The following is a 12,734-nucleotide window of genomic DNA, read 5'->3' on the forward strand; positions in this document are numbered from 1 at the left end:
CCGCCGGGTGCTCAGCTCAGCGCGGTCAGTCCCGGTGCGAAGGTGATCAGCAGCGGCAGCAAGGGCACCAGCGCGGCGACCGTCGACGTCAGGGCCCGATGCCGGCGGCCGAGCCGTGGCGGGGGCTGGAGCAGACGGTCCACCCGCTCGCCCAGCAGCCGGTGACTGGAGGCGCAGGACAGTACTCCGCGGTGCTGGTTCAGCTCGATCAGCGCGAGCGCGGTGGTGAGGTGACCGCAGCGGCGAGAGGCCGTGTCGTCCGCGGCCAGCTCCACCAGCCGGTGCGTCTGCTCGCAGAAGTGGGCGAACAGCGGCACCCGGGGAAAGCCCGTGGCCAGGGCGCTCGACAGATGCAGCAGCCAGTCGTGGTGGGCGCGGGCGTGGTCGCGCTCATGGGTGAGGACGGCGTCGAGCTGGTGGTCGGTGAGGCGGTGCAGTGCACCCGTCGTGACGACCAGCTGGGGCGGATGGCCGGGCATCCACCAGGCGTCGGGGTACTCGTCCTCCAGCACCAGCAGCGGGCCGCGCGCCGCCGCCTCCAGCCCGGCGGGCAGTTCGGGGGCGCGTTCGCGCAGGTGCGCCCGGGTCTGGCCGCGGCTGCGGCGCGCCTCGACGAGTTCGCGGGCGAGCATCGCCGTCGTCCAGGCGGCACCGCAGGCCAGCAGCAGGGTGAGGGCGTCGGCCCAGGCCGGGGCGGCGGTGAGGTCGTACGCGGCGGTCACGGCCGGGGGCGCCGGGGCGAAGACATGGTCGCGGAAGGTGTGGAAGACGGCGGCCGCACCGAGCACGAGCGCCGTCAGACAACAGAGCAGAACGGTGGCGACCAGGCACTGCCACACCCACAACGCGACGACGGGCTCGCGTTCCGGCCACGCCGCCCGTACCAGCGCACGCGGGACGGGCACAGCGGCCATCAGGGCGACGACGCTCAGCAGGAGCAGGACGACGGTCATGCCACGGTCTCCGGATCTCGGTCGGAGGAAGGCGGTGCGGCTCGGCGCACGAGGCGCCGGACGCCAGTATGACGGCGAACGGCCCCGGAGTCAGGGGACGACGACCACCCCGTACGTCCCGTGCGGCGCCGGTCACACCCTGCAACTCCTGCCCGCCCCAACGCGCTTGCCCGCGCGCGGGCGTGAGCCGGGGGTGCTGCGCGCGGAGGTGAGCGGGGCGGGGTGCGCTGCGCGCGGGCGTGAACCGCACCCCGCCTCAGCCCGCCCCCTCAGCCTGCACCCCCTCAGCGCAGGCCCCCTCAGCCTGCACCCCCTCAGCGCAGGCCCCCTCAGCCTGCACCCCCTCAGCGCAGGCCCCCTCAGCCTGCACCCCCCTCGGCCCGCAACCCCACACCCCTTTAAGTGCGCCCCCCTCTTTAAGTGCCCCCCTCACCGCCCCACAATCCGCCCCCTCACCTCACCCAGCCCCACCCGCACCCCGCCCGGCCCCGGCGCCCAGGCCGAGAGGGTCACCACGTCGCCGTCCTCCAGGAACGCGCGCTTGCCGTCGGGGAGTTCCAGGGGGTCGCGGCCGTTCCAGGTCAGTTCCAGGAGCGACCCGCGCTGGGAGAGCTCCGGGCCGCTGACGGTGCCCGAGGCGTAGAGGTCGCCGGTGCGCAGGGAGGCGCCGTTCACCGTCATGTGGGCGAGCTGCTGCGCGGCCGTCCAGTACATGCCGGAGAAGGGGGGCTCGGAGATGACGTGGCCGTTGAGGGCGACGGTGATGCGCAGGTCGTAGCCGCCGGGTTCGTCCTGGCTGTCGTCCAGGTAGGGCAGCAGCTCATGGGTGCGCTCCGGGGGCGCCACGCGCGCCTCCTCCAGTGCGTCCAGCGGGGTGATCCAGGCCGACACCGAGGTCGCGAAGGACTTGCCGAGGAACGGGCCGAGGGGGACGTACTCCCAGGCCTGGATGTCGCGTGCGGACCAGTCGTTGAGCAGGCACAGCCCGAAGACGTGGTCGCGGAAGTCGCCGAGCGGCACCGGCGTCCCCTGCCGCGAGGGCACGCCCACCACGAAGCCGACCTCGGCCTCGATGTCCAGGCGGACGGACGGCCCGAAGACGGGCGCCGCGTCGGCCGGGGCCTTGCGCTGTCCGGAGGGCCGTACGACGTCCGTGTCCGACACCACGACCGTGCCGGCGCGTCCGTGGTAGCCGATCGGCAGATGCTTCCAGTTCGGGGTGAGCGAGTCGGCGGCGTCCGGGCGGAAGATCTGGCCGACGTTGCGGGCGTGGTGCTCGGACGCGTAGAAGTCGACGTAGTCCGCGACCTCGAAGGGGAGGTGGAGCGTGACCGAGGAGAGCGGGTGCAGGAAGGGCGCGATCGCCTCCTGGTGCGCCGGCACCGTGACCCACCCCGTCAGCGCGCGCCGCACGTCCGACCAGGCGGTGCGGCCCGCGGCGAGCAGCGGGTTCAGCGAGGGGTGCGCGAGCAGCGAGGCGTACGGCGAGCCGAGCGCCATGGCCGCGCCGCCCGCGTCGAGGACATGGTCGCCGAGCCGGACGCCGACCCTCCGCTCGGCCGGACGGGTCGAACCGGCGAGCGAGAAGACGCCGTACGGAAGGTTGTGCGGTCCGAAGGGGTCGCCCTCGGGGACATCGAAGGGGGGCATGGGGTGCTGCCTCACTCTCACCAGGTCACGAGCGTTCTGTCACGGGCCGTCATGTGGCCGCGCCACACGTTACGGCTGAGGCGCCGGTCTTGGGCAGTGTCTAAAGAGTTTGCAATGTCCGGATTTTCCTTGTCGGAGGCCCCAATTCCGGCTTAGCGTCCTTTGGGGGACACGGACGGGGTGGGTCCGGTCCGTAGGGGGGACACGTGGGGGGACCCGTGGCCAGGAGCACCAGCAGTGTGCCGTTCGAGGCCGACCGGGATGTGCCGGGCCTGATCGTCAAGTTCGGTGACTATCCGCTGCACCACGGCGGTGTCGGCGCGATCCGCAGCCTCGGGCGCCTCGGCGTGCCGATGTACGCGATCACCGAGGACCCCTACACCCCCGCCGCCTCCTCCCGCTATCTCAGGAAAGCCTTCGTCTGGCCGACCACCGGTACGGAGCACCCGGATCACCTCGTGGAGGGACTGCTGCGGATCGGACGCCGCATCGGCCGCCCCACCGTCCTCGTCCCCACCGACGAGGAGGCGGCCGTACTGATCGCTGAGCACCAGGACGAACTTTCCGGCCGTTTTCTCTTCCCGCGTGTAGAGCGCGCCCTGCCTCGCCGCCTCGCGAGCAAGCAGGGCCTGCACGAACTCTGCGTGGAGCACGGCATCCCGAGCCCGACGGCCGCGTTCCCGCAGTCGTACGACGACATCGCGGTCTTCGCCGAGAAGGCCCGCTTCCCGGTGGTGGCCAAGAACCGCGAGGCGTTCTTGCGGCGCAAGCGGCCGGCGGTGAACGGTACGACGAGGATCGCCACCCGCGAGGGTCTGCTGAGCCTCGCCCGCGACTGGGGCGAGCAGCCCGGAGTGATCCTGCAGGAGTACCTGCCCAGGGAGGAGGCCGAGGACTGGATCGTGCACGCCTACTTCGACCAGGACTCCACACCGCTCGCCATGTTCACCGGCGTGAAGGTGCGCTCCTGGCCGCCGCACGCCGGCATGACGGCGAACGCGTACGTCGTCGACAACCCGGAACTTGCCGACCTCGCCGCACGTTTCATCAAGCAGATCGGCTTCACCGGCATCATCGACCTCGACCTGCGCTTCGACCGGCGCGACGGACAGTACAAGCTCCTCGACTTCAATCCGCGCATGGGCGCCCAGTTCCGGCTCTTCGAGAACGAGTCGGGGGTGGACGTCGTCCGCGCCATGCATCTGGATCTGACCGGGCGTCCCGTTCCGGAGGGGGAACAGCGGGCCGGTCATCGATACATCGTGGAGAACATCGACCTGCCCGCCCTGCTCGCCTACCGCCGCAGCGGCTATACGACGCCGCACGCCCCGGCGCGCCCGAGCGGGACCGAGCTGGCCTGGCTCGCGGGTGACGACCCGCTGCCGTTCCTCACGATGCTCGCGCGCTTCGTGCGACCGGGCGCGAAGCACCTGTATCAGCTGTGGCGGACCAACCGCCGCGGCAGCGCCACCAGTTCGAGCAACTGACCGGCAGACCGGACCAGCTGTGCGAGCCGGACGCGAAGTGACGAAGTGACGTCCTGGGGAGGGACTTCGTGATGCAACCGGTTGCAGTCATCGGCGCCGGGCCGTTCGGCCTGTCGACCGCCGCGCACCTCAAAGCACGGGGTATGCCGGTGCGCGTCTTCGGCGACCCCATGGTCAGCTGGCGCGACCACATGCCCGCGGGCATGCTCCTGAAGTCGACCCCTGTCGCCTCCAACATCGACGCCCCGCAGCCGGGCCACAACCTCGTCGACTACTGCGACGACGCGGGCATCAGGCGGCTGGTGACGGACGAGGACATCATCCCGGTCGAGACCTTCATCGCCTACGGCGAGTGGTTCCGCGACAAGCTCGTGCCCGAACTGGAGCAGGTGCGGGTGGTCTCGGTGGACCGGCACAAGGGCGGCGGCTTCGAACTGAAGCTGGACTCGGGCGAGTTGTTCACCGCCCGCGCGGTCGTCGTGGCGACCGGCCTGTCGGGCCTCGCGCATGTGCCCGCAGAGTTGGCCGCGGCCGCGCCGGACGGACCGGACCCGGCCAGCCCGGTCTCGCACAGCTCCCAGGAGCACGACCTCACACGCCACGCGGGCAAGGAACTGATCGTCGTCGGTGCCGGCCAGTCCGCCCTGGAGACGGCGGCCCTGGCGGCGGAGGCCGGCGCGCAGGTCAGGGTGGTCGCCCGCGGCCGCGGCAAGGTCGCCTTCGGCTCACCGCCGTGGAAGCAGCCGAAGCTGCGCCCCGAGTCGCCCTTCGGCCGCGCCTGGTCCCTGTGGGCCCTCAGCTACTACCCCCACCCCTACCGCTACCTCCCGGCCGAGGCCCGGCACTATCTGGTGCGCCGGGTCCTCGGCCCGCTCGGCGCCTGGTGGCTGCGCGAGCGCTTCGAGGGGAAGGTGCAGGTCAGCGAGGTCGACCGGATCGTACGGGCGGACGCGGCCGACGGCAGCCCGACGCTGACGGTGCGCACCCTCGCGGGCCGCACCCAGAGCCTGTCCGCCGACCATGTGGTCGCGGCCACCGGATACCGGGTGGACCTCGCGGCGATGGACTTCCTCGGCCATGAACTGCGGACGCGGCTGGCGGTGAGCCGCGGCGCACCCAAGCTGGGCGCGGGCTATGTCTCCTCGGTCCCGGGCCTGTACTTCACGGGCCTGCCGGCCGCGTCCTCCTACGGCCCGGTGATGCGCTTCGTGTGCGGCTCGGAGTTCGCCTCGCCGCGGCTGGCCCGGCATCTGGCGGCGGCGCACGGATAGCCGGGCGGCCCGTGCGGAGGTCACGGATGTCCCGGATGTCACGGGCGCCGGAAGGTGCCCAAGAGCCCACAGAGGCAGGGGAGTTCGGAAGGTGCCCGAGTGGGCTCCGCGGTCGTCCGGTTCGGGATGAGTCGGTGGCCCGTCAGGTCCGTATTCTCTGATCATGGCCGCACCCACCGCATATGCACTCATCGCCACCGACCTGGACGGCACGCTGCTCCGAGGCGACGACACGCTGTCCGACCGGTCCCTCGCCGCGCTCGCACGGGTGGCCGCGGCCGGTGCCCGGCACCTGGTGGTGACGGGCCGGCCGGCCCCGAGGGTGCGGCCGCTCCTGGACGCCCTGGGCAGCACGGGGCTCGCGGTGTGCGGACAGGGCGCGCAGGTCTACGACGCCGGCGCGGACCGTCTGTTGTGGTCCGTCAGGCTGGACCGGGAGCTGGCCGAGACCGCGCTCGGCAAGATCGAGGCGGAGGTCGGCCAGGTGTACGCGGCCGTGGACCAGGACGGCGTGGAGGGGCTCACCCTCATCGAGCCGGGCTATCTGATGCCGCACCCCACGCTGCCGGCCGTCAGGGTCGACCGGCGCGACGACCTGTGGTGCGCGCCCATCAGCAAGGTGCTGCTGCGCCATTCCACGCTGACGGACGACGAGTTGGCGGCGACGGCGCGTTCGGTGGTCGGTTCGCTGGCCACCGTCACCATGTCGGGGCCCGGGACCGTCGAACTCCAGCCATGCGGCATCACCAAGGCGACGGGCCTGGCCCTGGCCGCCGCACATCTGGGACTCGGGCCGGAGCGGACGATCGCCTTCGGCGACATGCCCAACGACATCCCGATGTTCGACTGGGCCGCGCACGGTGTCGCCATGGCCAACGCCCATCCCGAACTCAAGGCGGTGGCCGACGAGATCACCCTGTCGAACGAGGACGACGGCATCGCCGTCGTCCTCGAACGACTGTTCAGCGGAGAGCCGGACCGGCACAGGGAGCTGCTGACAAAGCCTCAGTAGGCGCCGAAGACGTTGTCGATCGAGCCGTAGCGCGCGGCCGCGTACTTGCAGGCGGCGGTGATGTTCGCTACCGGGTCGTAGGGGTTCATCGCCGTGCCGGGCACGTGATAGGCGAGGAAGGTCGGGTCGATGACCTGCAGCAGGCCCTTGGAGGGCGTGCCGGCGACGGCGTTGGAGTCCCAGTTGTTGATGGCGGCGGGGTTGCCCGAGGACTCGCGCATGATGTTGCGGTAGATGCCGTCGTACGACCCGGGGATGCCGTGCTGCGCCATCACCTGCAGGGAGGCTCGGATCCAGCCGTCGAGGTTGTCGCTGTAGCCCATGGAGGTCGCGGTGAGCGTGGTGGGCGTGGCCGCGGAGGCGGTGGTGGCGCCGATGAGCGGCAGCGCCAGAACGGCGGCACCGGTACCGGCGACGGCGAGCTTGCGGACCAGGCGGGAGCGCTTGGGACGTCGGTGGTGAGCGGCTGCGGACATGCGGGGTTCCTCTCCGGCGCCTGCGAGGTGAGCTGTCGGGTTCGGGCTGGAGCTGCCCGGCCGTGCCGCCCTGCGGCGACGCGGCTTCACCCCTGGTCGTCCCGGTGCAAAGCCCGGTGCGACGGCTTACCTGGTTCCCCCGCTCCTGCCGTGCGAGTGAGTTCGTCGATGGGTGGTCTCCGGGCGGCGGCAGGATTCGGCGTCCGCCCGACAGGCCGGGAACGTATGCGAGAGCACATGTCCGGAACAAGTGCCGGATTCACAGATAGCGCCTATTGACCTTGGTCTGGTGCTTATGGGGCGCTTGATCCTTTGCGGCTGCCAATCCTCAACTGGCGTACGGGCGCTGGAAAGTCGACATTTGCGAGGGTGTCGCCGGCCGGTGTGCGGAAGTGACCCAACTCACTGGCTTCCGCAAGCGCGGCAAATCGGGCAATGAGCTCAACTCGTGTGCAACCAACCGGTGGTGAGATCCGCAGTCCTCAAGTCCGGTGAAAGGCAGCCTTTTCGGCCTCGCGCAGATGCCTCATCGAGGAGCAAAAGGGACTTCACGGGTATGTCCACCACTGGGGTGGAACCTCGTCCGTGGTGCTCGTCGTTGTCCTGGTGGTCGTCCATCCGGCCCCTCCTCTGGAGGAGTGACGTCACGGAAGCGCTCGTAGGCAAGTCGATAGATATCCACTCATATCAAGCGATCACATACATGCCGGTCCTGATCCGATACAGCCCGTGCTGGACCGGTGGGCGGCATGGGTGATCGAAAGGTGACCGGATACGCTGACTTGAGTGATGGCAGCGACCTATCGACAAACCGTGTGACCGCCAGTAGACACCAGCAGACAGGAGACCCCTCGTGACCGTCGTCGGGCCGTTCGGGCTGAGCGTGCGGGACCAGGCTCTGGAAGCCGATGTCCAGGCCGGATTGGCGGCCGTCGAGGAAGGTTTGCTCGAAGCCACCAAGAGCGAGGTTCCCTTCATCACGCAGGCCGCCCAGCACCTGGTGCGCGCCGGTGGCAAGCGGTTCCGCCCGCTGCTCGTGATGCTCGCCGCGCAGTTCGGTGACCCCTACGCCCCGGGTGTCGTGCCGTCGGCCGTGGTGGTGGAGCTGACCCATCTGGCGACGCTGTACCACGACGACGTGATGGACGAGGCCGCCGTACGGCGCGGTGTGGACAGTGCCAACACCCGCTGGGGCAACTCGGTCGCGGTCCTCACCGGCGACTTCCTGTTCGCGCGCGCCTCGCACATCCTCGCCGACCTCGGGCCCGAGGCGGTCCGGGTGCAGGCCGAGGCGTTCGAGCGCCTGGTCACCGGGCAGATCCTGGAGACGGCCGGCCCCCAGGACGGCCGCGACCCGGTCGATCACTACCTGGACGTCCTCGGCGGCAAGACCGGTTCGCTGGTGGCGGTCTCCTGCCGCTTCGGCGCGATGATGTCGGGCGCCGACGAGACGGTCGTGGACGTGCTGACGCAGTACGGCGAGCGGCTGGGGGTTGCCTTCCAGCTCGCCGACGACGTGCTGGACATCGCCTCCGACTCCCACGAGTCCGGCAAGACCCCGGGCACCGACCTGCGCGAGGGCGTCTCCACCCTTCCCGTGCTGCGCCTGCGCGAGCGGGTGGCGCGGCTGGGGCTGGCCGAGGACATCGCCCTGCGCGACCTGCTGGACTCCGACCTGAGCGACGACGCCCTGCATGCGAAGGCACTGGCCGGTCTGCGCGCGCACCCCGCGCTGGAGCAGGCCCGTCGCGACACCGTGCGCTACGCGGAGGACGCCCGCGCGGCCCTCGCACCGCTGCGGGAGTGCGACGCCAAGGCCGCCCTGATGGAGATGTGCGACGCGGTGGTGCACCGCGCCGGCTGAGGCCCCTTCGGGCGACCTTCTTCCCTACGACCCCTACGGGTCGGGGGAGGCATCGCCCTCCCGTGTCATACCCCAGGTGTACATGGAGTTGGATCCCCGGTCTGACGCTTCTTCCCGGCCGATTTGGTGAGATGGAAACCACGGAAATCACCACTCCTCACCGATTCGGGTGAGAATGGCGGCTCGGGGTGGACAACACAGGCTCATGAGTTGGACAGGCCGCCGCCGACGACGGAGGTAGCGCACACATGGCACCGTACGAATCCGACGAGAGCACGACCGCCGAGGAGGCCGACGACCTCCGCGCGGGCCGGCGCAAGGCCGCACGGTATGTGGTCCCGGCCGCGGTGGTGGGGGTGGCGGCGGCGACCATCGGGCTCGTCCCGGCCCTCGCCGACTCCGGTGACCCCAACCTGCCGAAGATCAGCGCGCAGCAACTCATCGACAAGATCGCCAAGTCGGACGTCCAGCAGATGTCCGGCACGGTCAAGATCAGCACGGACCTGGGCCTGCCGGACCTCGGCGGCCTGGAGAGCAGCCTGATGTCCGGCGCCACCAAGTCGGGCGACGGCTCGTCCGCCGACCCGACCTCCAAGCTCACCGAGCTGGCCACCGGCACGCACACCCTGCGCGTCGCGTCCGACGGCCCGGACCGGCAGAAGGTCTCGCTGCTGGAGAACGCGGCGGAGTACAGCCTCATCCACAACGGCAAGGACGTCTGGGGCTACGACAGCCAGTCGAACGAGGTCTACCACTCCACCGCCGCCGACAGCGCCGACGCCCACAAGAAGCAGGACGTCCCGGCCACGCCCAAGGACTTCACCGAGGACGCCCTGAAGTCGGTCGACGACACGACCTCCGTGAGCGTCCAGGGCACCGCCCAGGTCGCGGGCCGTGACGCGTACCGGCTGGTCGTGAAGCCGAAGCAGTCCGGGTCGACCGTCGGTCAGATCACGGTCTCGGTGGACGCCAAGACCGGGATGCCGCTGAAGTTCACGCTGACGCCGTCGAGCGGCGGCGCGGCCGTGATCGACGCCGGCTTCACCAAGGTCAGCTTCGCCAGGCCCAGCGCCTCGACCTTCGACTTCACCCCGCCCAAGGGTGCGAAGGTCACCGAGGACGGCAAGTCCGAGCACGGCAGGAGCGAGCACGGGTTCAAGGGCGGCGACCGGGCCCCGAGGTCCGGCAAGGACCTCGCCAAGGGGACCGAGGGAGCCAAGGGCGCCGACGGGATGAAGGTCCTCGGCAAGGGCTGGAACTCCATCGCCACCTTCGACACCGGCGGCCAGGGCATGCCGTCCGGCTCCGCGGCCGGCGGCAAGTTCGGCGGCATCCTGAACTCGCTCGGCGACAAGGTCTCCGGCACGTTCGGCTCGGGCACGATCTTCAAGACCCGCCTGATCAACGCCCTGATCACCGACGACGGCAAGGTCTACGTCGGCGCCGTGAACAAGGACGCACTGGTGAAGGCAGCCGACGCGGGCAAGTAGGACACTGCGGGCAACCGCCGTACACGCACACGTACGACGAATCGAGGGAGCCGATGGGCGATGCGTCCGCCACGGAGCCGGCGAAGGGTGAGCCGGGTGCCGGCGTCATCGCCACCCACGGGCTCACCAAGCGCTACCGCGGCGGGCAGCTCGCCGTCGACGGTCTGGATCTGACCGTCCCGGCGGGCAGCGTCTTCGGCTTCCTCGGTCCCAACGGCTCCGGCAAGACCACCACCATCCGCATGCTGATGGGGCTCATCGAGCCCACCTCGGGCACGGCGCGCGTCCTGGGGCGGCCCATGCCGCGCGCCTCGCGCGCCGTGCTCCCGCACGTCGGCGCCCTGATCGAGGGCCCGGCCCTGTACGGCTTCCTCTCCGGCCGCGACAACCTCCTGCGCTACGACGCCGCCGACCCGACCGCCGATCCGCGCACCCGGCGCACCCGGGTCGCCTCGGCGCTGGAGCGGGTGGGTTTGACGGCCGCCGCCGGCAAGAAGGCCAAGGCGTACTCGCTCGGCATGAAACAGCGGCTCGGTCTCGCGGCCGCGCTGCTGCAGCCGCGCAGGCTGCTCGTGCTGGACGAGCCGACCAACGGGCTCGACCCGCAGGGCATGCGCGAGATCCGCTCCCTGGTCAGGGAGCTGGCCTCCGACGGCACGACCGTCTTCCTCTCCTCGCATCTGCTCGACGAGATCGAACAGGTCTGCACCCATGCCGCCGTGATGGCGCAGGGCCGTCTGATCACCCAGGGCGCCGTCGCCGATCTGTCCGCGGGAGTGCGCGGCCGCCTCGTCGTCACCACGCCCGACACCGGGGACGCGGCCCGGGTGCTGAAGGAGCAGGGCGCCGCTGACGTCGTCGTGGCCGAGGACCGGGTGAGTGCCGAGCCGCCCGACCGCGACCTCGCCGAGGTGAACGCGGCACTGGTGACGGCCGGCGTCCGGGTGCGCGGCTTCGGGGTGGAACGGGCCTCCCTGGAGGACGCGTTCGTGGCGCTCACGGGGGAGGGTTTCGATGTCGCGGGCTGAGGCGACCACCGATTCGGTGACCACTGAGCCGACCGGCGGTGCGGTCCGCGCGCCGAGGCCGCTGTGGACGTTCGGACTCCTGCGCAGCGAACTGCTCACCACCTTCCGGCGCTGGCGCACGCTCGCGCTGCTCGCCGTGTTGGCGGCCGTGCCGATCCTGGTCGGCATCGCGGTCAAGATCGAGACCAGCGACGGCTCCTCGGTCGGCGGGGGCGGGCCCGACGGCGGCGGGGGAGGACCGGCGTTCATCTCGCAGATCACCAACAACGGACTGTTCCTGGTCTTCACCGCGCTGGCCGCGACCCTGCCGTTCTTCCTGCCGATGGCGATCGGCGTCGTCGCGGGCGACGCGATCGCGGGCGAGGCGAACGCCGGCACCCTGCGCTATCTGCTGGTCGCCCCGGCCGGCCGCACCCGCCTGCTGCTCACCAAGTACGCGACCGTGCTGGCCTTCTGCCTGGTCGGCACCCTCACGGTCGCGGTCTCGGCGCTGACGGTCGGCGCCGTCCTCTTCCCGCTCGGCGACCTCACGACGATCTCCGGCACCCAGATCAGCTTCGCCGACGGGCTCGGCCGGGCCCTGCTGATCGCTCTGGTCGTCGCCGCGTCCCTGGTGGGCATCGCGGCCCTCGGCCTGTTCGTGTCGACGCTCACCAGCAGCGGGATCGCGGCGATGGCGACCACGGTCGGGCTGCTGATCACCGTCCAGATCCTCGACCAGATCCCCCAACTGCACGCGATCCAGCCGTACTTCTTCTCCCACTACTGGCTGTCCTTCGCCGACCTGATGCGGGAGCCCATCTACTGGGACGACCTGGTGAAGAACCTCGGACTGCAGGGCCTGTACGCCGCGGTGTTCGGCTCGGCGGCCTGGGCGCGGTTCACCGCGAAGGACATCACGGCCTAGCGATCACCTGCGCCGCGCCGCCGCCCCCGTGAGCCGGGCCAGGGCCTCCGTCTCGCGCGGCGGCGTCCCGCCGAGGTCGCCGAGGCGCCAGTCGGGCACCCAGGGCACGCGGTACACGTCGATGAGCGGCTCGATCAGCCGGACCTTTTTCTCCAACGGCCGCGGCAGCCGCCCCGGCGCGTCCGCGACCAGCACGACGGCGTCGAGGTCGAGCCCGGGCGGGGCCTCCCCGAGCCGGAAGACCTCCACCGCGCGCAGCACGGCCGCAAGACCCGCAGCATGCGTACGCCCGACGAGCAGCACGGACGCGGGGTCCTGTGGGCCCGGCCAGTCACGGCCGCAGTCGTGGCCGCCGTAGACCGCGGCGAGGGTGGAGACGCCGGCGCCGCCGTGGGTGCCGACCCAGGAGTAGCGCCGGGCGCCGGCCTGGGGGTGGGCGGGATATTGCGGTCCCGGCTCCGGTACGGCGACCGGGCCGCGGAGCCAGATCTCCGGTCCCCTCTGCACATCCGCGCCCATGCCCGCTCTCCTCCTCGTCACGCCGATCCTGACCGTGCCGCTACGGTCACGCGACGGGGTGCGCAGCACCTGCTACG

At 71.1% G+C, this 12,734-nt stretch carries 11 protein-coding genes and 1 riboswitch; of the genes, 7 read left to right on the forward strand and 4 right to left on the reverse strand.

Going from position 1 to position 12,734, the window contains the following annotated elements:
• Positions 1–11: 11 nt before the first annotated feature.
• The gene (locus JYK17_RS09410; RefSeq protein ID WP_108014534.1) at positions 12–953 is read right to left on the reverse strand and encodes a M56 family metallopeptidase; all 942 of its coding nucleotides are present in this window, start codon (positions 951–953) and stop codon (positions 12–14) included.
• A 429-nt stretch (positions 954–1,382) separates the two neighbouring features.
• The gene (fahA, locus tag JYK17_RS09415) at positions 1,383–2,603 is read right to left on the reverse strand and encodes a fumarylacetoacetase (RefSeq protein WP_108014535.1); all 1,221 of its coding nucleotides are present in this window, start codon (positions 2,601–2,603) and stop codon (positions 1,383–1,385) included.
• A gap of 218 nt (positions 2,604–2,821) precedes the next feature.
• Between fahA and JYK17_RS09420 the strand changes: the two genes are divergently transcribed.
• From JYK17_RS09420 to JYK17_RS09430, 3 genes are all read left to right on the forward strand, one after another.
• On the forward strand, positions 2,822–4,090 hold the full coding sequence (locus tag JYK17_RS09420; protein WP_372465033.1) for a carboxylate--amine ligase: 1,269 nt from the start codon (positions 2,822–2,824) through the stop codon (positions 4,088–4,090).
• A 68-nt stretch (positions 4,091–4,158) separates the two neighbouring features.
• The gene (locus tag JYK17_RS09425; protein ID WP_108014537.1) at positions 4,159–5,361 is read left to right on the forward strand and encodes an FAD-dependent oxidoreductase; all 1,203 of its coding nucleotides are present in this window, start codon (positions 4,159–4,161) and stop codon (positions 5,359–5,361) included.
• Between the two features lie 163 nt (positions 5,362–5,524).
• Positions 5,525–6,373, forward strand: coding sequence for a Cof-type HAD-IIB family hydrolase (locus tag JYK17_RS09430; RefSeq protein WP_108014538.1), 849 nt, complete (start codon positions 5,525–5,527; stop codon positions 6,371–6,373).
• Here the strand turns inward: JYK17_RS09430 and JYK17_RS09435 are convergent.
• Positions 6,367–6,849 (reverse strand): transglycosylase SLT domain-containing protein, encoded by a 483-nt coding sequence (locus tag JYK17_RS09435; protein ID WP_108014539.1) that lies wholly within the window; start codon positions 6,847–6,849, stop codon positions 6,367–6,369. The two genes, JYK17_RS09430 and JYK17_RS09435, sit on opposite strands and share 7 nt — an antisense overlap.
• Before the next feature lie 4 nt (positions 6,850–6,853).
• Positions 6,854–7,027: riboswitch (cyclic di-AMP (ydaO/yuaA leader) on the reverse strand.
• 675 nt (positions 7,028–7,702) lie between these two features.
• On the opposite strand from JYK17_RS09435, the gene JYK17_RS09440 reads away from it, so the two are divergent.
• From JYK17_RS09440 to JYK17_RS09455, 4 genes are all read left to right on the forward strand, one after another.
• Positions 7,703–8,713: a polyprenyl synthetase family protein gene (locus JYK17_RS09440; protein WP_108014540.1), complete on the forward strand. Its 1,011-nt coding sequence runs from the start codon at positions 7,703–7,705 to the stop codon at positions 8,711–8,713.
• Positions 8,714–8,961: 248 nt separating this feature from the next.
• A complete protein-coding gene (locus JYK17_RS09445; protein WP_222810170.1) occupies positions 8,962–10,203 on the forward strand; it encodes a LolA family protein in 1,242 nt (413 codons plus the stop codon).
• Between the two features lie 53 nt (positions 10,204–10,256).
• The gene (locus JYK17_RS09450) at positions 10,257–11,231 is read left to right on the forward strand and encodes an ABC transporter ATP-binding protein (protein WP_108014542.1); all 975 of its coding nucleotides are present in this window, start codon (positions 10,257–10,259) and stop codon (positions 11,229–11,231) included.
• A complete protein-coding gene (locus JYK17_RS09455; RefSeq protein WP_108014543.1) occupies positions 11,218–12,138 on the forward strand; it encodes an ABC transporter permease in 921 nt (306 codons plus the stop codon). The genes JYK17_RS09450 and JYK17_RS09455 overlap by 14 nt, the downstream gene beginning before the upstream one ends.
• 3 nt (positions 12,139–12,141) lie before the next feature.
• Here JYK17_RS09455 and JYK17_RS09460 read toward each other — a convergent pair whose 3' ends face one another.
• Positions 12,142–12,657: a DUF6668 family protein gene (locus JYK17_RS09460; protein WP_222810171.1), complete on the reverse strand. Its 516-nt coding sequence runs from the start codon at positions 12,655–12,657 to the stop codon at positions 12,142–12,144.
• Positions 12,658–12,734 lie beyond the last annotated feature (77 nt).

This window comes from Streptomyces plumbidurans, assembly GCF_019857225.1.
GTDB lineage: Bacteria > Actinomycetota > Actinomycetes > Streptomycetales > Streptomycetaceae > Streptomyces > Streptomyces plumbidurans.

Bases quoted from the DNA above. Each gene is read 5' to 3' on its own strand.
- JYK17_RS09410 (WP_108014534.1), bottom strand. From the start codon at position 953: ATGACCGTCGTCCTGCTCCTGCTGAGCGTCGTCGCCCTGATGGCCGCT.
- fahA (WP_108014535.1), bottom strand. From the start codon at position 2,603: ATGCCCCCCTTCGATGTCCCCGAGGGCGACCCCTTCGGACCGCACAAC.
- JYK17_RS09430 (WP_108014538.1), top strand. From the start codon at position 5,525: ATGGCCGCACCCACCGCATATGCACTCATCGCCACCGACCTGGACGGC.
- JYK17_RS09435 (WP_108014539.1), bottom strand. From the start codon at position 6,849: ATGTCCGCAGCCGCTCACCACCGACGTCCCAAGCGCTCCCGCCTGGTC.
- JYK17_RS09445 (WP_222810170.1), top strand. From the start codon at position 8,962: ATGGCACCGTACGAATCCGACGAGAGCACGACCGCCGAGGAGGCCGAC.
- JYK17_RS09450 (WP_108014542.1), top strand. From the start codon at position 10,257: ATGGGCGATGCGTCCGCCACGGAGCCGGCGAAGGGTGAGCCGGGTGCC.
- JYK17_RS09455 (WP_108014543.1), top strand. From the start codon at position 11,218: ATGTCGCGGGCTGAGGCGACCACCGATTCGGTGACCACTGAGCCGACC.
- JYK17_RS09460 (WP_222810171.1), bottom strand. From the start codon at position 12,657: ATGGGCGCGGATGTGCAGAGGGGACCGGAGATCTGGCTCCGCGGCCCG.